The sequence below is a fragment of the Halarchaeum rubridurum genome, from assembly GCF_014647115.1.
In the GTDB taxonomy this organism is placed as follows: Archaea; Halobacteriota; Halobacteria; order Halobacteriales; family Halobacteriaceae; genus Halarchaeum; species Halarchaeum rubridurum.
On the sequence record NZ_BMOO01000003.1, the window covers coordinates 165,573 to 190,334 of the forward strand.

The window sequence follows — 24,762 nt, forward strand, 5'->3', positions numbered from 1 at the left end:
GCCGCGTTCGACGCCGGCCGGCAAATCCCTATCGCCGGCTCGCGGCCTCGCCGACCCACTCGGCGCGCCACGCGTGGTAGCAGAAGACGACGCCGAGGAGCCCGCCGACGGCGAGCTGGAGCGCGAACGCTCGGGAGAACTGCGCGGCGAGCGCGGCTTGGAGGAGCTCGGCGAGGGTCCCGGGTTCGTCGTAGGGCGGTGGCGGCGTCAGCGGCCACAGCAGGAAGCCGAGCTCGCCGTAGTCGCCCGCGAGGAACGGCCCGACGGCGTCGAGTGCGAGGTGCGAGAGGACGCCGAAGCCGAACGCGAAGCCGGCCTCGCGGCGCGCGCGCCGCCGGCAGACGACCGCGACGAGCAGGAAAAACGGGAGGACGAAGACGAGCGAGTGGGCGAGCGAGCGCCCCGAGGGGAGGACGCCGAACACCCACGCCGCGGGTTTGTCGATGAGGTCGGGCAGCTGCGTGCCGAGCACGAGCGCGCCGAGCGTCAGGCGGTCCGCGCGCCACCACGCCCGCGGCCGGACGAGGAGGTAGACGACGTACGCCAGCCCGAGGTGCGCCCACGGCCACATGGTCGCGGACTACTACGTCCGCGGACATAACGGGTGGCATCGTGACGGCGGGTATTAAGCCGCCGCCGCCCCATTACCGGGCCGATGCCGACACCGCGACAGCGCCGCCTCGTCCGCGGGCACGCCGCGTTGACGTCGCTCGCCGTCGGCGCGCTCGCGCTGGCCGACGCCCTCACGCTCCCCGTGGCCGTCGTGGCGTCGCTGCTCGCGCTCTGTCTCGCCGCCGAGTTCACCGCGCCGGTGTACGCCCGCCCGCCGTGGCGCGCGCGCCTCCGATGGGTGCTCCTGCTCGGCGCACTCGTCGTCGTCCTCCTCGCCGCGACGCACGTCGCCGAGGTCGCCCGGACGCTCGACCCGTCGCTCGCCTACTCGTAGCGCGCGTCGTTCACCAGCTCACTCGTAGCGGTACGTCAACCGGACGCGCCCCTCCCCGTCCCGTTCGGCGTCGACGCGCACCGCCTCGTCGCTCCCGTGCCCGCGTGCCACGCCCACCGCGAGCAGCGACGCCACCGGCGCGTCGACGGCGGTCGGGTCGCCGACCGCCTCGCGCACGACGACGGCCGCGGCCGCGTCAGCGTCCGTCTCGACGGGACGGACGTCCGCCGCGAGCTCGAAGCGCCCGGTGGCGACGTCCGCGAGGCGCGCCACGACGGCGTCCGGGGCCGTCGCGCCGTCGAGCGGGTCGCGTTCGAGCGCCGCGAGCAGGTGGCCGCCGACGGGCGCGAACGTCTCGTCACCGAGGACGAGGCGCACGTCGTCGCCGTCGTCGCCTGCCACGTATCGCGGGGTCGCGGCGTCGCCGACGCGCGCTTCGACGTCCGCGCTCCGGGCGGCCTGCATCGCCGCCGGGACCAACCCTGGGACCGCGTCACCGGGCGTGAGGAGTACGTCGAGGACGCCCGCGACGAGCGCGACGCCGCCGAGCGCGAGCAGGTCGGTCCGCCAGCCGCCCGTCGGCGGCCGGAACGCCGGCAGTTCGAGCGCGACCGTGAGACAGCAGACGCCGAACAGCGCCGCGAGCGCGCCGCGGCGATACCGGCCGCTCACCGTCCCTCCCTCCAGCGTCCGTGCCGGGCCGCGTTCCGTCGCCGGGTCACACGTCGCCGAACGACCGCCGGCGGCTTAGCTGTTGTCGGGACGTGACGAGCGACTGTCACCCGCGACGGCCCCGGTGACCGGCGGACTTTTGCTCCCGCGAAGCGACCCCTCCGGGTATGTTCGAGCGCGAGGACGGAACGGCGGACGCGGACCTCCGCTGCGTCGCCGTCGCGGACGTCGCCGTCGTCGCGCTCGCGGTCGTCCCCGCGCTCGCGCCGCTCCGCCCCCTCGCCCTCCCCGTACTCCTCGTCGCGCCCGGCTACGCGCTCGTCGCGGCGTGCTACCCGGGTCGTGCGGTCCCGCTCGACGCGACGGTTCGGGAGGGCCCGGACGACCCCGGTCTCTCCCCCCTCGGCCGCCTCGCCCTCTCGCTCGCCGGGAGCGTCGCCGTCGTCGCCGCGGTCGGCCTCCCGCTCGCCCTCCTCGGCCGCTTCGCCGCGCTCCCCGTCGTCGGGGGCGTCTGCGCGCTCGTCGCCGCGCTCCTCGCCCTCGCGTGGTACCGCCGTCGGCGACGAACGGACGCGTTCGACGTCGACCCGGCCGCCGCGCTGTCGTCCCTCCGCGCGTGGAGCCACGGGACGCGGACCGACGCCGTCCTCACCGCCGCGTGCGTCGTCGCGCTCGCCGCGACCGGCGGCGTCGTCTACGCGGACGCGAACGCGACCGCCGCGGCCCCCGGGTCGACGAGCGCCGGGCTCCTCGGCCCCGCGAACGCCAGCGACACTCCACCGCTCACCGCCGGCGAGACGACGACCTACCGCGTCGCCGTCTCGAACCACGGCGCGCGCCCCGCGAACGCGACCGTCGTCGCCAGCCTCGAAACGTACGGGCCGAACGCGACCGCCGGGGAGACGCTCCCCGAACCGCGCTCGCGCGACGTCGTCGGACGCTCGACGCGCGCCGTCGGGGCCGACTCGACCGCGGTCGTCTCGGTCCCCGTCCGGCCGCCCGAGTCCGCGCCGAACGCCCGCCTCGTCCTCCTCGTCTACCGCGGGGCCGCCCCCGCCGACCCGACGGTCGAAACTGCCGACGCCGAACTCCACCGCTGGACCGCGGTCGGCGATGCCGGGACGGACGCGGGAGCGAACGAGCGTATGGGCACGTCGGGGAACGCGAGCGTCACCGAGGTCGCCGCGGTGGTCGCCGCGCCGTCGGGGGTGGCGGCGTGACGGGCCCGTCGCCGGCCGACGTGACGGTCGCGAAGACGGTCGTCACCGATGGCGTCGCCCGGCCGGTCGTCCGCCTCGCGGTCAGCTCGACGGCCGACGCCCCCCTCGTCGCGCGCGTCGTCGACCGCCTCCCGGCCGAGCGACGCCTCGCCGCCGCGTCCGGCGACGTGGGCCCCAGCGGCGGCCGACTCGAACTCATCCTCGCGCTCGGGCCGGGCGAGACGACCGCCGTCCACTACGTACTCGACGGCGACGCGCCGGACGAGGCGGCACTCCCCGTCCCCGAATTCGCGCACGTCGGCGCGTCCGCCGGGACGGTCGTCGGTCCCGCGCTTCGCTGGTACGGGCCCGACGGCGACTGGCGCGCGCTCGCCCTCGCCGACCCCGCGGACGCCGGCTTCGCGTACGACCCGAGCGCCCTCGACGGGCCGGTCGTCGCCGAGGTGCGGACCGACCGCGACGCGACCGACGCGCCCGCTATCGGCGTGATAGCCACCGACGACCACGCCGACGCCGTCTATCGGACGATTCTCCGGGCGCACGCGCAGGGCCTCGACGTCTACTTTACGCACGACGGCGCCGACGCCGAAGTCGCTCGGTTCGCGTCGCAGCTCGGCGCGTTCGCCGTCGCCCCGCCGACGCTCGACGGGGACGACCCCGCCGACCGCGAGCGGGAGCGCGCGCTCGCCGCCGCGGCCCGCGCCGCCGGCCACCCCGGAATCGTCCACCAACCCCGGTCGTGCCCCCGAATCGACTACGCGCGAACCCTCGACGCGTTCGCCGCGAACGGCTGGGAGGTGCGCGCCGTCCCCGAGACGAGCGCGCGCCCCGCCGACGGGCCGGCCGTCCTCGTCGCCATCCCCGCCTACCGCGCCGAAGCGACCATCGGCGACGTGGTGCGCGAGTCGCGTCGCTACGCGGACCAGGTGCTCGTCGTCGTCGACGGCGGCGGGGACGACACGGCCGAACGCGCCCGCGAGGCCGGCGCGGCCGTCGTGCAGCACGCCCGCAATCGGGGATATGGCGGCGCGCTGAAGACCATCTTCCGCGAGGCCGCGCGCCGCGGGGCGGCGTACACCGTGACGCTCGACGCGGACGGCCAGCACGACCCCGCGGACGTCCCGTCGCTCGTCGCCGCCCAACGCGACGGCCGCGCCGACGTCGCCATCGGCAACCGATTCATGGCCGGGGCGACGACCGACATGCCGCTCGTCCGCGCGGTCGGGCTCGGGATGGTGAACTTCCTCACGAACCTCAGCATGGGCCGCTTCCTCCCGCGGGAGTGGGTGCGCGACACCCAGAGCGGCTACCGGGCGTACACCCTCGAAACCGTTCGGACGCTCGCCGACGCGCGCGACATCGGCGACGGGATGTGGGCGAGCACGGACGTCCTCTACGCGCTCGACCGCGAGGGGTACACGTTCGCGGAGGTGCCGACGACGATCCGCTACGACCTGGCGGGCACGAGCACCGAGGGCGTGCTCGAACACGGCTTCGGGCTCCTGCAGAACCTCGGCGGCCTCCTCCAGCGCACCCGCCCGATGGTGCTCGTCGGCCTCCCGGGCGCGATGTGCGTCCTCCTCGGTGGCCTCCTCGGTGCGCTCGACGTCCAGCAGTTCGTCTCGACCGGGACGGTCCCCGTCGCGCTCACCGTCGCCGTGAGCGCCTCGACCGTCCTCGGCGTCCTCCTGTTGTTCACGGCGGTGCTCGTCCACACCATCAACACCCACCCGTCGCTCCGCGAGCGCGAATGACCGGGCGCGACGACGGCGGGGCGGACGCGGCCGACGGCGGGCGCGAACACGGTCGGGACGACCACGACGAGCGCGACGAGCGCGACGACGCACACGACGACGCCGCCGGTGGGCGCGACCCGCTCGCCCCGCGCTCGCCCGCGCTCGACGTCGCCCTGCCCGCCGCGCGGGACGTCGACTTCGCGCGCGCCGGCGTGCTCCTCACGGCCGTCGAGGCGCTGAGCGCGCTCGTCGGCTTCGTCGGCACCGTCTACTTCGCGTGGGTGCTCGGCGCGAGCGCGCTCGGCGTCTTCTTCCTCTTCGACGCCATCCTGAGCACCGTCGCCACCGTCACCGACTTCGGGCTCCGCGACGCCGTCGAGAAACGCGTCAGCGAGGGCGAACACCCCGGCGCGATACTCGGTGCCGCGCTCGTCCTCAAGGTCGCCCTGCTCTGCCCGTTCGTCCTGCTCGCCTACCCGCTCGCGCCCGTCGTCGACGGCTACGTCGGCGCGCCGCTCACCCCCGCGCTCGTCGCGGGCGTCCTCGCCTACGAGTTCGGCCTCCTCACCCTCCACGTCCTCCGCGCGGAACTCCGCGTCGCCGAGACCGCGCTCCTCTCCTTCGCCCGCCTCGTCGTCTACGTCGGCACCGCCGTCGCGCTCGTCCAGCTCGACTACGGCGTCCGCGCGCTCGTCTACGCCTTCGTCGGCAGCTACCTCGTGCTCTGCGTCCTCGGCGCGCTGCGCGTCTCGACGCGGCCCGCGCGCCCCGACCGCGCCCAGTTCCGCTCGCTCGTGCGTTACGCGAAGTACAACGGCATCAGCGCGCTCGGCGGCTACGTCTACAACACGATGGACCTCCTCGTCGTCGGCTACGTCCTCACGCCGGCGTTCGTCGCCGCCTACGAGCTCGCGTGGCGCGTCACGACGATGCTCCTCCTCGTCACGAACGCCGTCTCGAACACCGTCTTCGCGCAGCTGAGCGCGTGGCACACCCGCGGCGAGTACGAGCGCGCCCGCGACGCCATCGCGTCCGCGCTCACCGCCTCGCTGTTCTTCGTCGTCCCCGCGGCCGTCGGCATCGCGCTCTTCGGCCGCGACATCCTCGGCGTCGTCTTCGGCCCCGAGTACGTCGTCGCCGCGCTCGCGTTCGTCGTCCTCGCCGCCGAGAAACTCGTCACGGCCGTGAACGTCGTCCTCGACGCCGCCGTCCGCGCCTTCGACCACCCGCGTGCGGGCGCCGTCGCCACCGTCGCCTCCGCGACGCTGAACGTCGCACTCAACCTCCTCCTCGTTCCCCGCTACGGGCTCGTCGGCGCCGCCGCCGCCACCGCAAGCGCCGTCGTCGTCCACACGCTCGTCGTCGGGGCCGCGCTCGCCCGAATCGCACCGCTGCGCGCGAACACCCGCGACCTCGCGTGGTGCGCGCTCGCCGCGCTCGCCATGGCCGGCGTCCTCCTCGTGACCGAACGCGTCGTCGACCCCGGGACCTCGCTCGGCCTCGCCGTCCTCGTCGCGCTCGGCGGCGTCGTCTACCTCGGCGTCGTCCTCCTCGATGGGCGACTGCGCGAGCAGACCCGCGCGGTGCTCCGCGGCGTCGTGTGACGCCGATTCGGTATAGCTATATTTGGTTTACGAGTTGGCCGTGCGACGCCAAAACCTCGCTTATGGTAATCTTTATCCGGTTTTGAATTAATCATTCCCGTATGGTGTGCGGGACGCGACAGCCGGGGCCGCGTCCCGCCGCGAGCGCCGACCCCGGTCCGAAATCCGATGATCGAGACAGCTACGCGACGGCCGACACGCACCGAGACGACGACCACGCCCGTTCGCGCGCCATGAGCGGCCTCACGTCCTTCCTCGACGAGTTCGACGAGCGGGATTGGCAGGACGCCGACGCCGCGGACGGCCCGGTTCGGTTCGCCATGGTCGGCGTCGGGTGGTGGGTCACCGACCAGGCCGCGCCCGCCGTCACCGCGAGCGAACTCTGTGAGACGACCGTCCTCGTCTCTCGCGGGAAGGAGAAGGCCGCGGACGCCGCCGCGGACCTCGGCGTCGAACACGGGCTCTCCAGCGAGGAGCTCCGGGCCGGCGTCGCCGCCGACGACTACGACGCCGTCTACGTCTGCACGCCGAACGCCGCCCACCTCGAAACCGTCGAGGCGGCCGCCGAGCTCGGAAAACCCGTCCTCTGCGAGAAGCCCATGGAGGCCTCGTCGGAGCGCGCCGAGGCGATGGTCGAGGCCTGTGAGGCCGCCGACGTCCCGCTGATGGTCGCCTACCGGATGCAGACCGACCCGGCCGTCCGCCGGGCGCGCGAACTCGTCGCCGCGGGCGCCATCGGCGACGTCGCGCACGTCCACGGCCACATGAGCCAGTCGCTGCTGCGCGACATCTTCCCGGACCCCGACCAGTGGCGCTTGAACCCCGACCTCGCCGGCCCGGGCGCGTCCGTCACCGACCTCGGCGTCTACCCGCTCAACACGACGCGCTTCGTCCTCGACGCCGACCCGCTCGCCGTCCAGTCGATGCTCTACAGCGAGCACGAGGGCTTCGAGGACGTCCCGGACGAGCGCGCGGCGTTCACCGTCCGCTTCCCGGACGGCGTCTTCGCCTCCTTCTCCGCGAGCCAACAGGCCCACGAGACCGGCTTCCTCCGAATCGTCGGCACCGAGGGCGAAATCACGCTCGACCCCGCCTTCTTCAACCGCAACGACGCCGGGCTCACGGTCGCGCGCGGCGACCAGGCCGCCGAGATCGACTTCGAGCCCGTCGACCAGATGGAAGCGGAGTTCGACTACTTCGCCGACCGACTCCTCACGGGTCGGGACATCTACCCCGACGGCGCACACGGCGTCACCGACATCCGCGCCGTCGAGGCCGTCCTCGCGGGCGAGACGGAAACGCGCACCCTCTGAGGAGCGCGTTCAGGCGAGCGAGTAGACGTTTTCGAGGTAGACGTCCCGCACCCTGTCCCCCCAGTTGTGCGTGTAGGTGTCGATGACGTCCGCCGCGACGTCGCCGCGGAGGTACTTCACGACGCCGCGATCACCCGTTCTGTCCCGCAGATGCGTCGTGAAGAAGTGTCTGAAGTAGTGTGGCGTGACGTTCTCGCTCGCGCCCCCACCCGTCCGGTACCACCCGGCGTCGCGGGCGTACCCCCGCACCGTCTCGCGCACCATCTCCGGGGTGAGCCGCGCCCCCCAGGCGTCACGCGTCGAGCAGAACAGCGGCTCCGCGTCGGAACGCGCGTCCGGTCGGACGGCCAGCCACGCCGCGAGCGCGTCGCGTAACTCCCCGTCGACCGGCAGGAGCGTCACGCGCTTTCGCTTGTTCGACGCCGACCGCACCTCGCCGTTCCTCGCCTCGCCCGCCGAGACGTCGGCGTCGACGAGGAGCGTGTCCGGCCGGCCGTCGAGACGCCCGCGCGTCCCGAGGGCGGGATAGGCGTCCCGAGCGCCGCCGTGTGCGAGGTTCAGGTCGCGCAGGTCGAGGTTGCAGAGCTCGCCGACGCGCAGCCCCGTCTTGAGGAGCGTGAGGAGCACCGCGCGGTCCCCCGGGTGCGTGACGCCGTCGAGGAACGCCCGCATCCGCGACACCGAGATTTCCCGCCGTGTCGGGTCCGCGTCGATGGTCTCGTCCATCTCCTCGACGACGAGCGTCATCGGGTTCGCCTCGAACGCGCCGACCTGCGTCATGTACGCGTAGAAGCGATTGCAGTACGACGCGTAGGTCGCCACCGTCGACTCGGCGTACTCCTCGCGCAGCGACGCAACCCACGCGAGACAGGCGCGCCGGTCCGCCGCCGCCGGGCCGGCGACGCCGCGCTCCGCGAGGAACGACTCGAACTCCCGGAGCACGCGCTCGTAGGCCGCACGCGTCCGTTCGTGCTTCCCGTGGTAGCCCATGTCCTCGACGAAGTACGCGACGGAATCGTCGACGTCGTCCGCCCCCGCCGCGCTCATTCGTCGGCCTCCCGGAGGACGTAGCCCCCGTCGCGCGGGCTGTACTTCACGACGCCGCGCTCCGCGAGGTCGTCGAGCGTCCCCTCCAGGCGCTCCTCGAAGTCGCCGGCGAGCGCGTCCACGAGCGTCTCCCACCCCGCGACGTCCCGCTCGCGGAGTTCGTCCAGCACGCGTTGTTCGAGCGACGGGCCCGCGTCCTCACCGCCGGTGTCGGCCTCGCAACCGTCGCCGTTCCCGTCGGCGTCGAGGCCGAGTTCGCGGACTCCCGCCTGCACCATCAGCCGGACGAACTCGCTCTGCGAGACCCCCATCTCCTCGGCGCGCTCGACCCACGCCGCCTTCTGGTAGCGCGGCACGTACGTCTTCACCGAGACGCGCTCGTCGTCGCTCACGCACACCACCCCCACGACCGTAGTAGGGTTTCTGACTGTTTCGACGTATCGGGCTCGACACGCCGCCTCGTCGCCGCGTAGCGCAGAATCGCCGGTTCGGTGGACCGTTCGATGCCGTCGAGTGCCGTTCTCGGCCCGTGACCCCTACCCGCTGCGGGCCGAGGACGGGGGTGGCTCCGTCGGAGGCTCATGAGTCGTCGTTGTCGACCCGTCACGAGCCACGACCAAGAAGGTATCCCCGATACAACGGATAAACATACTTATCCGGTGTAACAGACCCACCACACGGCGGCTCTATGGTACCATATAAATTGATGTTCTGGCTTTAGGTACCAGAACACCGGATAAACTGGTGCAACACGTAGTCCCACACTCACGCATCTACTCACTCGACGACGGTGGCGCGCTCGACGCGCCGTCATCGGGCCGCCTCCCCGCTATCGCCGACCGCGGTTCTCCAGCGAACGCTGGGCGACCTGCCCGGCCTCGCGGACGGCGCGCTGGCGACCGGAGGAGCCGAAGGACCGGTAGAGGAGGCCGAGCGTCCCGAGGGTGGTGACGCCGGCGGCGAGCGTCGCGTCCGTCAGCGCGGCGGTGTAGCAGAGCGTCGTGACGACGACGCCAGCGCTCGCGACGACGCCGAGGACGACGCGGCGCGCGAGACGGCGGAGGACGTCGTTCTCGTCCGCGACGTCGGTGCGGACGGTGAGGTCGTCCCTGTCCGCGCGGTCGAGCGCGCGTTCGAGCTTCTGCGGGATGCCGAGCGCCGCGCGGGCGCTCGCGCTCACGTCGTCGCCGACGTCCGCCAGCGCCGCCTCGACGCGCTCGCGCGGGTCGTCGACGTCGGGCTCGACGGCGTCCTCGACGACCGCGACGAAGTCGAAGTCGGGGTCGAGCGTGAGACAGACGCCTTCGAGGACGGTAGCGACGCGGACGACGAGCGCGAGGTCGCGCGGCATCCTGAAGGGGAGGTCGTGGAGCGTGCCCTCGAAGCCCTCGACGAGGTCGCGGACCTGCGCGCGCTCGACGCGCTCCCCGTGGAGGTGTTCGACGGCGAGCGAGAGGACGTCCGTGACGAACTGCCGGTCCGCCGCGGGGTCGAGCGCGCCCATGGCGACGAAGGTGTCGACGACGCCTTCGACGTCGTCGTTCGCCACCGCGAGGTAGCACTCCCGGAGGTGTTCGCGGCGCTCCGCGTCGAGCGTCCCGCTCATCCCGAAGTCGTAGAAGACGATGGTGCCGTCGTCCTGCACGGCGAGGTTCCCCGGGTGCGGGTCGGCGTGGAAGACGCCGTCCTCGACGAGCATCCCGATGTAGCAGCGTTCGAGGCGCTCGGCGAGCGCCGCCCGGTCGACGCCCATCGCGTCCAGCTCGTCGACGTCGTCGATTTTCGTTCCCTCGACGTAGCGCATCGTGAGCACGCGCGCGGTCGAGCGCTCGGGAACGGACGCGGGGACGACGACGCCGTCGTCGTCAGCGAGGTTCGCGCGCACGGTTTCGAGGACGTCGCGCTCGTGTTCGTAATCCATCTCCGCGCGGATCGTCTCGGCGAACTCCGTCGTGACGTTCGAGAGCGTGAACTGCTGAGCGGGGGGCGCACTCCAAACGAGCAGCGGGAAGAGCGCTCGCACGACGCGAAGGTCGGCGTCGACGAGCGCCTCGACGCCGGGGCGACGGACCTTGACGGCGACGCGTTCGCCCTCGTAGGTCGCGGTGTAGACCTGTCCGAGGCTCGCGCCGCTGATCGCCTCCGTCTCGAAGTCGTCGAACGCCTCCTCGACGGGGCCGAGTTCGGCCTCCAACACTCGGCGGGCGTCCGCCCAGTCGGTCGGCGGGACGTCGTCCTGCAGTTGGGTGAGCTCCTCGATGTACGCCGGCGGGAGGACGTCCGGGCGCGTCGAGAGCAGTTGGCCGAGCTTGATGAACGTCGGCCCGAGCGCGAGGAGGGTCTCGCGGAGCGCGGCAGCGCGACGCTCGCGGGTCGCCGCCGTCACGTCGCGCGACTTACCGAAGAGGAGGAAGCGACGTCGGTCGCGGGAGTACGCGAGGGCGAACGGCGCGAACGCGACGACGACGGCGACGAAGCGCCGACCGGCGAGGAGCGCGCGCCGGATCGGCCCGGGGTCACGGGGCATCGTCTCTCGTTCGCCCGCGCTCGACAAAGTAGTGGCGGAGGGGTGCGACCGTCGCAAGCGGGTGTACCCCGCTCACGAGAACGCGTGACCAACTCGGCGTCGCGCACCCAACCTGTATACTCTATAGCGCTATATCGAAACGCGAGTGGTCGGACGGCCGCTCGCCTCCGCCGTCGACGATAGCGTGGCCGCCCCGTGCGCTGCGGGCGGTCGAAACCGACTTCTCCCGCCTCCTCGTTCGTCCGGCATGCACAGTCGGAGTCCGCCGACGTCCGCGTGCTTCGCCCGCGGCCGCGTCGTCGCAAACCGTGGCCCGAGCGACGGACGCGCTCCCTCCGAGGCCACGGCGGAGCGGGGGTGGCGATGAGCGGCGGATTGCGCGTCGACTGGCGGGTGAGTTGCAGTCTCGTCGGGACGGTCGTCAAGTGGCTGTGGGTGCCGTTGTGCCTCCCGCTCGTGCTCGCACTCTACGACGGGACGGCGCTGACGCCGTTCCTCGTCCCGATGGCGCTCACCGCCGTCGTCGGTTTCGGGTTGGAGCGCCTCGCCGAGACGCGCGACCTCCGCGCGCGCGAGGCGTTCTTGATGGTCTCGTTGACGTGGTTGAGCATCGCACTCGTCGGCGCGGTCCCGTTCGTCGTCGCCGGCGTCGGCACGCTCGCGCACCCCGTCTACGCGCTCTTCGAGGCAATGAGCGGCGTGACGACGACGGGCGCGACGGTCGTCACCGACTTCGGGGCGCACGCGCGGGCGATACACCTCTGGCGCGCGACGCTCCAGTGGCTCGGCGGCCTCGGCATCCTCGTCCTCGCCACCGCCGTCCTCTCGCAGCTCTCCGTCGGTGGCGCACAGCTGATGGAGACCGAGTCGCAGGCCCAGGACGTCGACAAACTCACCCCGCGGATGTCGAACACGGCGGCGCTCCTCTGGAAGATATACGTCGCGCTCACCGCGCTCCTCGTCGTCCTCCTCTCCGGCCTCCACGTCGTCGGGCTCGCCCCGGAGATGACGCCCTACGACGCGCTCGCGCACGCGTTCACGACGATTTCGACGAGCGGGTTCTCGCCGCGCGGGACCAGCATCGCGGCGTTCTCGCCCGCCGTCCAGTGGACCCTCGTCCCCTTCATGATCGTCGGCGCGACGAGCTTCGTCCTCATCTACGCCGTCTCGCGCGGGAACGTCGGACGACTCCGGCGGAGCGACGAGTTCCGCTTCTACGTCGGCGTCCTCGCCTTCTTCGCGCTCGCCGTCTGCGCCATCCGCGCCCTCGACGCCGGACCGGGCGTCCCGTTCGAGCGGACCGCGCGCCACGCCGTCTTCCAGGTCGTCTCCATCACGACGACGACGGGGTACGCGAGCACCGACTTCAACACCTGGTCGGCGAGCGCGAAACACCTCCTCTTCGTCTGCATGTTCATCGGCGGGATGGCGGGGAGCACGACGTGCTCGATCAAGGCCCTCCGGTGGCTCGTCGTCATCAAGTCGTTCCGCCGCGACCTCTTCGTCGCCACGACGCCGAGCGCGATTCGCCCCGTGCGGCTGAGCGGCGAGCCCATCGACGAGGAGACGGTGCGTGACATCTACGCCTACACCCTGATCAGCCTCCTCTTCTTCGGCGTCGCCACGATCTTCGTCGTCCTCGACGCCGCGCGCGTCGGCGTCGTGCTCACGGAGTTCGAGGCGATGAGCGCGGCCGCCTCGACGTTCTTCAACATCGGCCCCGCGTTCGGCGTCGCGGGACCGATGGCGAACTACGCGGGGTTCCCCACGACGACGACGTTCGTCATGACGCTCCTGATGTGGGTCGGGCGCATCGAGATACTCCCCGTACTCGTGCTCCTGACGCCGTCGTTCTGGCGTTCGTGACCCTACCCGTCGGTCGAAACCCACTTCTCCCCGGCACGTTTTGGAAGCCGGTATGCACACACGGAGGGGTCGGCGATGCGCGTGCTGATCGTCGGGGCCGGCGAAGTCGGTTCCAGCATCGCCGCGGACCTCAGTGACTCACACGAAGTCGTCGTCGTCGACGTGGACGCCGACTACGTCGAGCAACTGCAGTACGACCTCGACGTGCTCCCCGTGCAGGGCGACGGCACCGAATCGGACGTCCTCGAAGAGGCCGGCGTGGCCGACGCGGACATCGTCATCGCCTCGACGGACGACGACGAGACGAACCTCGCCGTCTGCGGGACGGCGGCGACGCTCGCCGACCCGTTCACCATCGCGCGCGTCCAGAAGACCGCCTACCTGCGGACGTGGCGGCGGACCCAGCGCGCCTTCGACGTCGACTTCATGGTCTGTACGGACCTCCTGACCGCCCAGTCCATCGTGCGGCTCATCGAGTTCCCGACCGCGACCGACGTCGACCCCTTCTCCTCGGGGCGCGTCCAGATGGCGGAGTTCGAGGTGGACCCCGAGAGCGAGATCGCCGGGCAGACCGTCCAGGCCGCCGACCGCTTCGAGTCGCTCACCTTCGCCGCGGTCGTCGAGGACGGCGAGGCCACCATCCCGACCGGCGAGACGGTACTGACGGGCGGGTCGAAGGTGCTCGTCATCGGGACGCCGGACAGCGTGGAGTCGTTCGCCGCGGCGGTCGCGCCGTCGAGCGCCGCCGCGAGCGTCGACGACATCGTCGTCGTCGGCGGCGGCCAGCAGGGCCTCCTCGTCGCCGAGCGCCTCGAAGAGCGCGGCTTCCGCCCGCGGCTCATCGAGCACGACGAAACGCGTGCGCGCGACCTCGCGGAGCAACTCCCGAAGACGACCGTGATGGCCCACGACGCGACGGACGCGGACTTCCTCGCGGCCGAGAACGTCGGCGACGCGGACGTCGTCATCGCCTGCCTCGACAGCGACGAGAAGTGTCTGCTCGTCTCCCTGCTCTCGAAGCGCCTCGGCGCGGGCCGCGCTATCGCGTCCATCGAGACCCCCGAGTACGTCTCGCTCTTCGAGACGGTCGGTATCGACGTCGCGGTGAACCCCCGCGAGGTCACCGCGGAGGAGATCACGCGCTTCACGCGCGAGCGGCGCGCGGAGAACGTCGCCATCGTCGAACCCGGCGAGGCGGAGGTCCTCGAGGTCGAGGTCGACGACGAGAGCGTGCTCGCCGGCCGCCCGATCCGCGAGGCGGTCGCGGACCTCCCGAGCGAGGTCGTCATCGGCGCGATCACGCGCGACGACACCGTCATCACGCCCCGCGGCGACACGGTCGTCGAGGTCGGCGACCACGTCGTCGTCTTCGTGCCGACGGGTGCGCAGGCGGCCATCGCCGAGAAGCTATGAGCGGGGTCCGCGTCGATTGGCGCGCCAGCCTCGCGCTCGTCGGGAGCGTCCTCACTTACCTCGCCGTCCCGCTCTGTTTCCCCATCGCCGTCGCGCTCTACTACGGCGACGGCGGCCTCGTCGCGTTCCTCGTCACCATCGCGGTCACGCTCCTCCTGGGATTCGGCCTCGGTCGCCTCGACGACGACCCCGACATCGGGGCCCGCGAGGGCTTCTTGATGGTGTCCGCGACGTGGCTCGCGGTCGCGCTCGTCGGCGCGATTCCCTATCTGATCGAGGCCCACGGGATTCCCGGCGTCGTCGCCGCGACCCACCCCGAATCGACGCTCGGCGACCCCGCGAACGCGCTCTTCGAGTCGATGAGCGGCTTCACGACCACGGGCGCGACCGTCCTCGGGAGCATCTCCTTCGACGCCCACACGCGCGCGATGATGATGTGGCGTCAGGAGACGCAGTGGCTCGGCGGCATGGGAATCGTCGTCCTCGCCGTCGCCATCCTCCCGAAGCTCTCCGTCGGGGGCGCACAGCTCATGGAGGCCGAAGCGCCCGGGCCCGGCCTGGAGAAGTTCACGCCGAAGATAGCCGAGACGGCGCGCGCGCTCTGGGGGCTCTACGTCGGCCTGACCGCCCTCGAAATCGCGCTCCTCTACGGCCTCCACCTCCTCGGGCCGGCGCTCGGGACGCCGCTCGCCCCGAAGATGACGTTCTACAACGCCGTCGCGCACGGCCTCACGACGATGCCGACCGGCGGGTTCTCCCCGGAAGCGCGCTCCATCGAGGCGTTCAGCGCCGTCGTCCAGTGGGTCATCGTCCCGTTCATGATCGCCGCGGGCGTCAACTTCGCGCTCTTCTGGCACCTCGTGACCGGCGACCCGAACCACGTCCGCGAGGACGCCGAGTTCCGCGGCTACGTCGGTCTCCTCGCCGTCGCCACCGCGCTCGTCGCCGGCTTCCTCTACACCGACCCCGGCCTCGCGGGCATCGCGGGCGCGCTCGAACCGTCGCTGCGCCACGCCGCCTTCCAGGTCGCGTCGTTCGTCACGACCACGGGGTACGCGACCGTCGACTTCAACGCCTGGGGGACGCCCGCGAAGTACGTCCTCCTCGCGCTGCTGTTCGTCGGTGGCTCCGCGGGGAGCACCGGCGGGGGAATCAAGATCGTCCGCTGGCTCGTCGTCCTCAAGTCCGTGCGCCGCGAGTTCTTCACGACCGTCCACCCGGACGCCGTCCGGCCCGTCAGACTCGCCGGACAGGTCATCGACGAGTCCGCCGTCCGGGGCATCCAGGCCTTCACGCTCTGCTACCTCGTCCTCTTCGCCGTCGCCAGCGTCCTCGTCGTCGCCAACGGCGCGGCCGTCGACGGCGGGATGTCGGTCTTCGAGGCCGTGAGCGCGACCGCCTCGACGCTCGGGAACGTCGGGCCGGGCTTCGGCGCGTTCGGCCCGATGAACAGCTATCTCCCCTTCCCCGACTCGACGAAGGTCCTGATGGTCGGGCTGATGTGGGTCGGGCGTCTGGAGGTGTTCCCGGTGCTCGTCCTGCTGACGCGCTCGTACTGGTCGTCGTGAGGGCGATTCGCGCGGGACGAACGTGTCAGTAGCCTTTTGATGCGGACACCCGACGCAACGAGTGATGAGTGACGACGCCAGCGGTGGGAACGTCGAGGCCGAACTCTCCCGCGACATGGGACTGTTCGGCATCACGTTCATCGGTATCGGCGCGATGATCGGCGCGGGCGTGTTCGCCCTCACGGGATTCGCCGCCGGCCTCGCCGGCCCGGCGCTCCTGCTCGCGTTCCTGTTGAACGGCGTCATCGCCTCGCTCACGGCGATGTCGTACGCGGAGCTCGGGTCCTCCTTCCCCCGCAGCGGCGGGGCGTACAACTGGGTGACCGAAGCCCTCCCGAGACCGTGGGGCTTCTTCACCGGCTGGACGAACTGGTTCGCGCAGGCCGTCGCGTGTGCGCTCTACGCCGTCACGTTCGGTTCGTTCTTCACCGAGTTCCTCGTCGTGCTGGGCATCCTCCACCACGACTTCGTCCTCTTCGGCGTGGTGACGAAACCGATCCTCGACAAACTCCTCGCGGCGGTCGTCGTCGCGTTCTTCGCGTACATCAACTACCGGGGTGCCGAGGAGACCGGGAAGATCGGGATCGTCGTCACGACTATCAAGGTCATCATCCTCGGGGTCTTCGTCGTCTTCGGCGCGATGGCGACCTTCGAGGACCCGACGTGGCCGACGAAGTTCTTCGCCGGCCAGGGCTTCTTCGCCAACGGCATCACGGGCGTCCTCGCCGCGATGGGCTTCACGTACGTCGCCTTCGAGGGGTACGACATCATCGTCCAGTCCGGCGAGGAGGTCATCGACCCCGGGGTCAACATCCCGAAGGCGATCTTCTACTCCATCGTCGTCGTCATCCCGATATACATCCTCGTGGCGTTCGCCGCCATCGGCGGCATCACGATCACGCAGGACCTCCTGAACTTCGCCGGGGTCTCCGGTGCGCCCGCGGACTGGGCGACGTGGAACCTCCTCGGTGAACTCGGCGAACTCGGCATCATCCAGGCCGCGGGTCAGTTCGTCCCCTACGGCCTGCCGCTCCTGCTCATCGCGGGGCTGACCGCGACGATGAGCGCGCTGAACGCGACGCTCTACGCCTCCTCGCGCATCGCGTTCTCGATGAGCCGGGACAAGCTCTTCCCGGACAAGATGTCCGAAATCCACTCGGAGACGCGCGCGCCCTACCTCGCCATCATCGTCTCCGCGGGCATCATCGCGCTGATGGCGCTCACGCTCCCCATCGAGTCCGTCGCCGCGTCCTCCTCCGTCATGTTCCTCCTGCTGTTCTCGATGGTGAACGTCGCGGTCATCGCCATGCGGAAGAACCGCCCGGACCTCGAACGGCCCTTCGAGGTGCCGTTCATGCCCGCGGTCCCGATTCTCGGTATCGTCTTCCAGCTCCTCCTCGCGCCGTTCCTCCTCACGTCGCTCGGCCTCTCGCCGGGCGTCGGCCCGCAATCCGAGGGGTTCGTCGCGCTCGTCACGATGGTCATCTGGTTCGCCATCGGTATCGCCGTCTACTACGGCTACAGCGAGGCCCGCGAACGCGAGCGCATGGAGGAGGAAGCCCCGACGGTCGTCCACGAGCGGACGCCGACGGGCCGCGAGAACCAGATTCTCGTCCCCATCGCCAACCCCGAGCACGCAGAGCAGTTCATGCGCACCGCCGTCGACGTCGCCAAGGACCGCGACGCCGAGATTCTCGTGATGAGCGTCGTCACCGTCCCCCAGCAGACGCCGCTCGATCAGGGTCGGCAGTTCGTCGACGAGAAGCGCGCCGTGCTCGAAGAGGCGATGACGGTCGCCGAGGACGCCGACGTGCCCGTGAACGGCACCGTCCGCATCGGCCACGACGTCGCGCAGGCCATCCTCAACACGATCACACAGGAGGAGAGCGACGCCGTCCTCATGGGGTGGCGCGGGCGCTCGCGCCGGCGCGACTTCGTGCTCGGCAGCAACCTCGACACGGTCGTCACCGACGCGGACTGCGACGTCCTCGTCGAGAAGGTTGGCGAGAGCGCCGACGGCGACGTCGACTCGATCTTCCTCCCGACCGCGGGCGGCCCGCACGCCGAGCTCGCCGCGGAGGTCGCGCGCGCCGTCGCGCGCACCGAGGCCGCGACCGTCGAGGTCGCGCACGTCATCGACCCCGGCGCGGGTGAGGACGCCCGTGCTGACGCCGAGGGACGCATCGACGACACGATGGCCGTCCTCGACGACGTCGACGCGGAGCGCACGCTCCTCGAAGGCGCGGACGTCGCGGACACCATCGTCGAACACGCGGGCGACCACGACCTGACCGTCATCGGTGCGACCCGCGAGAGCCTGCTCCAACAGCTCACCTTCGGCGCGATTCCGGAGGAAGTCGGTCGCCGCATCTCGACGCCCGTCGTGATGACCAAGCGCAACCTCGGTATCGGGAGCCGGCTTCAGCGGTGGTTCTCGCGGACGTAAGGGAGCGAGAACCCAGCACCCGTTAGGATGCGTTGGTTCAGTCGGACGTGAGGACGACTGAACCCAGCAGCCGTAGGCTGCCTCGGTTCAGCCGAACGTAAAACAGAGGACCTAGCGGGACCCCCGGTCCCGCGTCGTGTCGTCGTTTTTCGAAGCGCGGTATTCGCTCACTCGCCGAGCGTCGCGTGCCCGGTGTCGAGGAACGCGGTCTCGTAGCCCTCGTGGCGCGAGACCTGTGGCGGGACGTCGAGGCTGACGGTGGCGCGCGCGACGTCGGCGTCGAGTGCGATGCCGTAGTGGTGGCCGAGGTCGTCGTCGAGGGTCTCGACGAGGTCGTAGTCGGCTCCGTCGACGCGGGCGCTGAAGCCGGCCATCGGCAGGGGATAGCGGTTGTACGGCGTGCGGGGGGAGACGGCGAGGTAGACGTCGGATTCGGTGCCGCCGAAGCGCGTCGCGTCGTCGAGGACGGTCGCGGCGACGGCCGCGTCGCCGATTCGGCCGGTCCCGAGGTGTCGGCCGGGGAGGGCGTCGGGCGCGGGGAGCGCGCTCGACGGGAGCATCCGCATCTCCATGGGGTCGAGCGCGCCGCGTTCGCCGGCGCCCTCGATGGTGCGGTAGGCGATGGCGTCGAGTTCGGCGGCGGAGTAGGCGAGGGAGAACTCGAAGGTCGCGGACGCGGGCGCGGCGAGCGCGCCCGCATGGCGGGCGGCGGGCGCGCCGACGCGGACCGTGACGTCGTACACCCCGCCGCCGGGGAGGGCGACGTTCCCGCCGTAGTGAAAGCCCATCCGCTGGGCGAGCATCGGCCACGGGGCGTTCGACGCGACGACCCGCCCGTCGTCGGCGAACCGGAGCATCGGGCCGAGGTCGGTGAGCCGCTGGCCGGTCTCGACGTCCCAGACGACCGGCATCACGTGGAGTTCGTCGCCGGCCGTCGGCGTCGCCTCGGCGGTCTCGTCGCCGGTGACGAGCCAGAACGTCTCGGGGATCGTGTAGGTGAGCGCGCAGGCGTAGCCGTTCGAGCGCTCGACGCCGCTCGTCTGCATCCCGGTGGCGTGCGTCGGATAGTAGACGGCGGCCGGCCGCTCGACCGCGGGCGTGGACCGCTCCGTGTCCCCCGCCCCCTCGTCCGTGAGGTTCAGCGACGAACAGCCGGCGAAGCCGGCGAGCGCGCCCGCGCCCGCGGCGGCGAGGAAGCCCCGGCGGGACGTCCGTTCCTCCGCGCGTCCCTCACGCATCGCCACGCGGGGTGGGGAGGGCGCGTTTGGAGCGCGGCGGCACGAGGTAGTTACCGCGGCTCGTGACGTCCATGTACTGGAGGATGCCGTTGTTGGTGCGTTGTCCGACGGGGGAGTCGGCGGCCAGCGCGGTGGCGTTCATGGCCTCGCGGGTGGCGACGAAGTCGTCGATGGCGCGCTGGAAGCTGACGAAGTGGAGGCCGGCGTGGCCGCCGTCGGTCGAGTCGAAGTCGCGCCGGAGGATTATCGGGCGGCCATCCTCGCGGACGTCCACCATCTTCTGATTGTGGCCGACGACGCCGTCCGTCGCGGCGGCCGCCGCGGCGGGCTTGGCTTTGTCCATGCCGGCGTCGGTCCCGAGGTTGTCGCCGGTCCCCTCGACGACGTCGTTCTCGGCGTGGTAGGGGCAGAACATCTTCCCGACGCGGGCCTCCCGGTCGTCCTGCTCGTACCACTGTTCGAGGTTCAGGCGCATGTGGGAGGCGTGCTGGGTGGTGCCGCCCGCGAACGGGCCGGTCTGGATGGTGACGCGCGCTTCCGGGGGTTGGGTCTTCTCGTAGCCGGATTTGAACCCCATGTAGAGCGGGGCGTCCTCGGGGACCGGCTGGGAGGTGGGGACGCCGTTCGCGTCCTGGTTCTCCGCGGGCGTCCCGTCGCCCTTGAAGCCGGTGCGGCGCTCCGCGACGGAGAGGACGCCGTCGAAGGTGTGGGCGACACTGAGGCCGTTGAGCGTGTCCTGCTCGCCGGTGAGGGCCTGCTCGGCGGCGAGGAGGACGTGGGCGTGGTCGCTGGCGAGGTAGAGGAGGGCGTCGGGGGTGTCGAGCGTCGGGTCCTCGAAGGACGCCAGCGCCTCGGGTGCGGGGAGGTCGACGCTCTCGGGGAGGTCGGCGTCGAAGCGCTCGAAGTACGCGGGGGCGTACGCCATCGTGGAGAGGAGGCCCTCGTGGCTCCACGCGTACGCCTCCTCGAGCGTCGCGAGCGCGCGCTCGACCTGCTCGCGCTCGGCCGCGCGCGGCGTGCCCTCGCCCTCGTAGTCGAGGAGGAGGAGGAGGCGGTGCGTGGGTTCGACGACGTTCCCGTGGTCGTCGCGCGCGAGCGCGTCGTTCCACGCGTGCTGGCGCTCCGGGCGCGCGTCCGGCGACCCCGTCGGGACGTCGGCGTCGCCCCCGCCCCGGTCCAGACACGCCGCGAGCGCGCTCGCCCCGCCGATTGCCAGTGCCGACTTCACGAACGCGCGCCGCTCGATTCCGCGGTCCGGTCCGTCACTCATGCACGCCGGTTGGGGACGCGGACGCATATGCGCTACTGGTCGGCAGTCGGTGGTGACTCGGGCGGGCCCCGACAGCGCACGCGTCGCCGTCGCCCTACGCGCCGTCGTCGTCGTCGTTTTCGTCGGCCGCGTGCACGTACCACCGCGTGCCGTTCGAGTACCCCCAGCGCTCGGCGACGACGCCGGTCCGCTCGCCGTCGAATCGCCCGAGGAACTGCCCGATCTGGCTCGCTGAGAGCGGGAGGTCGGCGGCGAGGTCCTTGCTCTTGCAGTAGAACGGGCCGGCGTCGAGGCGCTCGCCGAGGTGGCGTTCGAGGCGCGCGACCGCCTGGTTCCGCCGTACGTCGATGGACGACATCACGGTCGGTGGTTCGGGGCCGTCGGATAAGTACGATTGCCGAGATCGGTCCCGATTGGGACCCAAATTCGGCCCGACTCGACTACGTGTTGCTCTGGTAGTAGAGGACGAGGGCGGCGACGCAGGCGAAGACCTCCGGCAGGAAGGTGAACGGGCCGATGGGGTGGACGGGCCCGAAACCGAGGAGGAGCGGGACGAGCGGGTTCGTCGTCGCGGCGTAGAGGAGTAGCGCGGCCGTGAACAGCACGAGGCCGCGGCTGAACCCCGTCGGGACCGCCCGGTAGAGTCGGACGTACGCGACGAACAGCGCCGCGAGGAGGACGACGGCGAGCGTGGCGAAGAACACCTTCAGGCGCACGAGGACGCCGAATACCCCCGGCGGGTAGAACGGCACGCCGAGTCGCGGGAGCGCGAGGACGACGCCGGCGGCGAGCGCGAGCGCGACGGCGAGGAGCGCCGCGGTGCGACGCAGGGCGTCCCCGTGCACGCTCACCCTCGGAGGGCCTCCACGGGCGAGTCGTTCGCGGCCTTCCACGCCGGGTAGAGCCCGCTCAGCACGCTGGCGAAGACGGCGAACGCGAAGCCGTAGAGGAGGTAGCGCGCGCTCGCCCACTGGAGGACGCCGGCCGGGTCGCCGGCGACCACCTGGAACATCACCGCGCCGACGGCGAGCGAGCAGGTCGCGCCGACGAGGCCGCCGAGCGTCCCGAGGAACGTCGCCTCGGTGAGAATCATCCGCAGGACCTCGCCGCGTCTGATACCGACGGCGCGCAGGACGCCGATCTCGCCGCGGCGTTCGACGGTGCTCATCAGCATCACGTTCAGGATGGCGACGCTCGCGACGACGAGCGAGATGCCGCCGATGCCGAGCAGCGCGAGCTGGAGGGTGTTGAGGAACGACCCGATGTTCTCCTGGACGCTGGCGTAGCTGGAGACGCGCAGGACCTCCTCCTCGTCGCGGCCGTCGGTGTTGAAGTGCTCCTCCAGCGTGTCCGCGGTTTCGGTCGCGGCGTCGCCGGAGTCGGCGATGATGGTCACGCTATCGTAGTGGTCCTGGTCGGCGAGCCCGGAGATGGGGACGACGAGCTCGCCGCGACCGCCGCCCGGCCCGAAGCCGCTCCCGGAGTCGATGAACCCGCGGATACGATAGAGGTGCCCGTCGTACTCCACGGGGTCGCCGAGTTCGAGCCCGAGCTGTTGGGCGGTGCTGTTCGAGATGAGCGCGCCCGTCTGGAGGCGCTCCGGGGCAGTGCCCCTGCTGACGTCGTAGAGCGCGGCTGCGTCCGTCACGCCCGTCACGCTCACGTACGCCTCCTGACCGCGCGAGGAGACCGTCGTCGAGTTCGTCTTCTGCGGTATCACCTCCGCGTCGGTGATGATGCTCCGTATCTCCTCGACCTGCTCTTCGGTCACGCCGTCGTAGTCGCTGTCCTGCCCGGCGGAGACCGACACCTGGTTCGTGAGGCTCCCGAGGTTCGACGTCGCCTGCTGTTGGAGGGCGACGCCGGCCATCCCGAGCGAGGAGATGGCGACGACGCCGATGACGATGCCGAGCGCGGCGAGCGCGGTGCGCATCCGGTTGCGTCCGAGGTTCCGCCACGCCATCATCGCGCTCGGGAACCGCCAGAGCGCGTCCGCGACGCTCACGACTGGATCACCCCGTCGACGATGCGGACGGTGCGGTCCGTGTAGTCGAGCATCTGCTCGTCGTGCGTCACGGCCACGACGGCGATGTTCTCCTCCTCTTTGAGCCGCGTGACCTCCTCCAGAATCGTCCGTCCCGTGTCCTGGTCGAGGTTCCCGGTCGGCTCGTCCGCGAGGAGGATGTCGGGTTCGTTGATGAGCGAGCGCGCGATGGCGACGCGCTGTTGTTGGCCCCCCGAGAGCTCGTCCGGGGTGTGATCGAGGCGGTCGCCGAGACCGACGCGCTTCAGGAGGTCGATCGCCCGGTCGCGTCTGTCCACCGAGGTGTCCCAGACGGACGGGAGCTCGACGTTCTCGACCGCGCTCAGCATCGGGAGGAGGTGAAAGTCCTGGAAGACGAACCCGAGGTTCGTCCGGCGCTCCTCCGTCAGCTCGTCCTCCGTGAAGTCCGTGACGTCGTGGTCGTCGAGGCGGACCGACCCGGACGTCGGCGTGTCGAGCAAGCCGATCATGTTGAGCATCGTGCTCTTCCCGGAGCCCGAGGGGCCGATTATCGTCACCATCTCGCCCCGGTCGGCGTGGAAGTCGACGCCCTTCAGCGCCGTGACGGTCTGCGCGCCGCTCTCGTAGCGCTTCACGACGTCGTCGAGCTCGATGACGCTCATGGGTTGCGCCAGCGGTAGATCGCACCGGCGACGACGAGGAGGGCGAGGACGCCGCCGCCGATGAGGAGGAACGGCGGGCCGCCGCTCGACCCGCCCGGCGGGCCGCCCTGCCCATCGGCGTTCTGTCCGCCGCCGTTCGAGCTCGACCCCGCGCTCACGGCGTTCGTCCCGCTCACGTCCACGTTCACGACCGTCGTGTGGCGCTCGCCGTCCGCGGCGTAGGCGAGGCGGACCGGGACGCTGTCGACGTCGCCGTCGACGTCTGCGGACACTTCGAAGGTGGCGAACTCGCTCGTCTCGACCTCGCCGACGTAGTAGGAGTTCGTCTCCGCGACCGCTTCGGTGTCGACGACGCTGACGACGACGGACTCCGCGTCCGCGCTCCCGAGGTTCGAGGCGTCGCCGCTGATGGTGTAACTCCCGGCTCCGCCGGTGACGTCGAGGCCCGTAACCGCCATGTTCCCGGCGTCCTGGGGCGTGTAGCGCAGCGTCGTCTCCGTCGTGGTGCGCTCCTCGGTCGTGGCGACCGTGTAGTGCGCGCGGAGCGTCACGTTGCCCGGCGGGACGTCCGCCCCGTCGAACGTCACCGACCGCTCGTTCTGCCCCGCCACGTCCGCGACGGACGCCCGCGCGACGGTCGCGCCGTCGACGACCGCGTCGATGCGCACGTCCTCGAGGTCGACCGTGCCGTGCTCGGCGAGCGTGGCTTCGAGGACGGACGAGCCGTTCGCGATGGTCGCGCTCGCGTCGAGGTCCGCGTCCACCGTCGCCCCGTCGACGTCCACGTAGATCGGCTTCTCGACGACGAAGACGCTCCCGTTCGACGCGATTCCGCGGAGCGTGACGGTGAGGCGTTTCTCGCCGGACGACTCGAACGCCGTCGAGAACGGCACGGTGACGGCCGTCCCGGGCCCGAGCGTTCCGACGTCGTCCGCGGTGACGAACGTCGAGGGACCCCGCACGCTCACTTCGGTGATCTCCGCGCTCTCCGTGCTCGCCGCGGCGCTCTCGAACGTCGCCGTGATCGTCGTCCGCTCGCCGACGACCGGGTCGTCCGGTTCGACGGTGACGTTTCCGACGGTGACGTACGCGCCCATCGACGCGGCCGCCACGGTGTCGCCGCCGCCACCACTACTGCCGACTGCCGCGGACGCCGCCGGCGCGAACGCACCGAGTGCACTGACGACGACGAGCGCCGCGAGCGCGAGAGAGGCGACACGCCCCCTCAT

Annotated in this window: 21 protein-coding genes; 9 read left to right on the top strand and 12 right to left on the bottom strand. The window is 71.4% G+C overall.

The window, feature by feature from the left end:
- Window positions 1-28: 28 nt before the first annotated feature.
- Window positions 29-571: a metal-dependent hydrolase gene (locus tag IEX84_RS07085; protein WP_188871304.1), complete on the bottom strand. Its 543-nt coding sequence runs from the start codon at window positions 569-571 to the stop codon at window positions 29-31.
- Window positions 572-655: 84 nt separating this feature from the next.
- On the opposite strand from IEX84_RS07085, the gene IEX84_RS07090 reads away from it, so the two are divergent.
- Window positions 656-946, top strand: a complete 291-nt coding sequence (locus tag IEX84_RS07090; RefSeq protein ID WP_188871306.1) for a hypothetical protein — start codon at window positions 656-658, stop codon at window positions 944-946.
- An 18-nt stretch (window positions 947-964) separates the two neighbouring features.
- Here the strand turns inward: IEX84_RS07090 and IEX84_RS07095 are convergent, their stop codons facing one another.
- The gene (locus tag IEX84_RS07095) at window positions 965-1,618 is read right to left on the bottom strand and encodes a hypothetical protein (protein WP_188871308.1); all 654 of its coding nucleotides are present in this window, start codon (window positions 1,616-1,618) and stop codon (window positions 965-967) included.
- Window positions 1,619-1,785: 167 nt separating this feature from the next.
- On the opposite strand from IEX84_RS07095, the gene IEX84_RS07100 reads away from it, so the two are divergent.
- From IEX84_RS07100 to gfo6, 4 genes are all read left to right on the top strand, one after another.
- Window positions 1,786-2,838 (top strand): DUF1616 domain-containing protein, encoded by a 1,053-nt coding sequence (locus tag IEX84_RS07100; RefSeq protein ID WP_188871310.1) that lies wholly within the window; start codon window positions 1,786-1,788, stop codon window positions 2,836-2,838.
- A complete protein-coding gene (locus IEX84_RS07105) occupies window positions 2,835-4,592 on the top strand; it encodes a glycosyltransferase family 2 protein (RefSeq protein ID WP_188871312.1) in 1,758 nt (585 codons plus the stop codon). Before IEX84_RS07100 ends, IEX84_RS07105 begins: the two co-directional genes overlap by 4 nt.
- Window positions 4,589-6,178, top strand: coding sequence for a lipopolysaccharide biosynthesis protein (locus tag IEX84_RS07110; RefSeq protein ID WP_188871314.1), 1,590 nt, complete (start codon window positions 4,589-4,591; stop codon window positions 6,176-6,178). Before IEX84_RS07105 ends, IEX84_RS07110 begins: the two co-directional genes overlap by 4 nt.
- A gap of 101 nt (window positions 6,179-6,279) precedes the next feature.
- The gene (gene gfo6 / locus IEX84_RS07115; RefSeq protein WP_407647595.1) at window positions 6,280-7,491 is read left to right on the top strand and encodes a D-xylose 1-dehydrogenase Gfo6; all 1,212 of its coding nucleotides are present in this window, start codon (window positions 6,280-6,282) and stop codon (window positions 7,489-7,491) included.
- A gap of 9 nt (window positions 7,492-7,500) precedes the next feature.
- Here gfo6 and IEX84_RS07120 read toward each other — a convergent pair whose 3' ends face one another.
- The 3 genes from IEX84_RS07120 to IEX84_RS07130 form a co-directional block, all read right to left on the bottom strand.
- Window positions 7,501-8,538 (bottom strand): tyrosine-type recombinase/integrase, encoded by a 1,038-nt coding sequence (locus tag IEX84_RS07120; RefSeq protein WP_188871316.1) that lies wholly within the window; start codon window positions 8,536-8,538, stop codon window positions 7,501-7,503.
- On the bottom strand, window positions 8,535-8,930 hold the full coding sequence (locus tag IEX84_RS07125; protein WP_188871318.1) for a DUF5805 domain-containing protein: 396 nt from the start codon (window positions 8,928-8,930) through the stop codon (window positions 8,535-8,537). The genes IEX84_RS07120 and IEX84_RS07125 overlap by 4 nt, the downstream gene beginning before the upstream one ends.
- Window positions 8,931-9,367: 437 nt before the next feature.
- The gene (locus IEX84_RS07130) at window positions 9,368-11,065 is read right to left on the bottom strand and encodes an ABC1 kinase family protein (protein WP_188871320.1); all 1,698 of its coding nucleotides are present in this window, start codon (window positions 11,063-11,065) and stop codon (window positions 9,368-9,370) included.
- 363 nt (window positions 11,066-11,428) lie between these two features.
- Between IEX84_RS07130 and IEX84_RS07135 the strand changes: the two genes are divergently transcribed.
- The 4 genes from IEX84_RS07135 to IEX84_RS07150 all read left to right on the top strand — a co-directional run bounded on the left by IEX84_RS07135 (window position 11,429) and on the right by IEX84_RS07150 (window position 18,358).
- Complete coding sequence (locus IEX84_RS07135; protein WP_188871322.1) at window positions 11,429-12,931, top strand: TrkH family potassium uptake protein; 1,503 nt, start codon at window positions 11,429-11,431, stop codon at window positions 12,929-12,931.
- 75 nt (window positions 12,932-13,006) lie between these two features.
- Complete coding sequence (gene trkA / locus IEX84_RS07140; RefSeq protein ID WP_188871324.1) at window positions 13,007-14,344, top strand: Trk system potassium transporter TrkA; 1,338 nt, start codon at window positions 13,007-13,009, stop codon at window positions 14,342-14,344.
- Entirely contained in the window at window positions 14,341-15,912 is a 1,572-nt protein-coding gene (locus IEX84_RS07145; protein WP_188871326.1) for a TrkH family potassium uptake protein, read from the top strand. The genes trkA and IEX84_RS07145 overlap by 4 nt, the downstream gene beginning before the upstream one ends.
- A 64-nt stretch (window positions 15,913-15,976) precedes the next feature.
- Complete coding sequence (locus IEX84_RS07150) at window positions 15,977-18,358, top strand: amino acid permease (RefSeq protein WP_229732332.1); 2,382 nt, start codon at window positions 15,977-15,979, stop codon at window positions 18,356-18,358.
- 167 nt (window positions 18,359-18,525) lie between these two features.
- On the opposite strand, the gene IEX84_RS07155 is transcribed toward IEX84_RS07150, so the two are convergent.
- The 7 genes from IEX84_RS07155 to IEX84_RS07185 all read right to left on the bottom strand — a co-directional run bounded on the left by IEX84_RS07155 (window position 18,526) and on the right by IEX84_RS07185 (window position 24,762).
- The gene (locus tag IEX84_RS07155) at window positions 18,526-19,596 is read right to left on the bottom strand and encodes an iron transporter (RefSeq protein ID WP_188871328.1); all 1,071 of its coding nucleotides are present in this window, start codon (window positions 19,594-19,596) and stop codon (window positions 18,526-18,528) included.
- Window positions 19,589-20,866 carry a DUF7405 family protein gene (locus tag IEX84_RS07160; RefSeq protein WP_188871330.1) on the bottom strand — a complete coding sequence of 426 codons (1,278 nt, stop codon included), beginning with the start codon at window positions 20,864-20,866 and terminating at the stop codon, window positions 19,589-19,591. The genes IEX84_RS07155 and IEX84_RS07160 overlap by 8 nt, the downstream gene beginning before the upstream one ends.
- 94 nt (window positions 20,867-20,960) lie before the next feature.
- Complete coding sequence (locus tag IEX84_RS07165) at window positions 20,961-21,224, bottom strand: DUF7123 family protein (protein WP_188871332.1); 264 nt, start codon at window positions 21,222-21,224, stop codon at window positions 20,961-20,963.
- A gap of 82 nt (window positions 21,225-21,306) precedes the next feature.
- Window positions 21,307-21,717: a hypothetical protein gene (locus tag IEX84_RS07170; RefSeq protein WP_229732333.1), complete on the bottom strand. Its 411-nt coding sequence runs from the start codon at window positions 21,715-21,717 to the stop codon at window positions 21,307-21,309.
- On the bottom strand, window positions 21,714-22,871 hold the full coding sequence (locus IEX84_RS07175) for an ABC transporter permease (protein WP_188871334.1): 1,158 nt from the start codon (window positions 22,869-22,871) through the stop codon (window positions 21,714-21,716). The genes IEX84_RS07170 and IEX84_RS07175 overlap by 4 nt, the downstream gene beginning before the upstream one ends.
- Window positions 22,868-23,533, bottom strand: coding sequence for an ABC transporter ATP-binding protein (locus tag IEX84_RS07180; protein ID WP_188871336.1), 666 nt, complete (start codon window positions 23,531-23,533; stop codon window positions 22,868-22,870). The genes IEX84_RS07175 and IEX84_RS07180 overlap by 4 nt, the downstream gene beginning before the upstream one ends.
- On the bottom strand, window positions 23,530-24,762 hold the full coding sequence (locus IEX84_RS07185; protein ID WP_188871338.1) for a COG1361 family protein: 1,233 nt from the start codon (window positions 24,760-24,762) through the stop codon (window positions 23,530-23,532). The genes IEX84_RS07180 and IEX84_RS07185 overlap by 4 nt, the downstream gene beginning before the upstream one ends.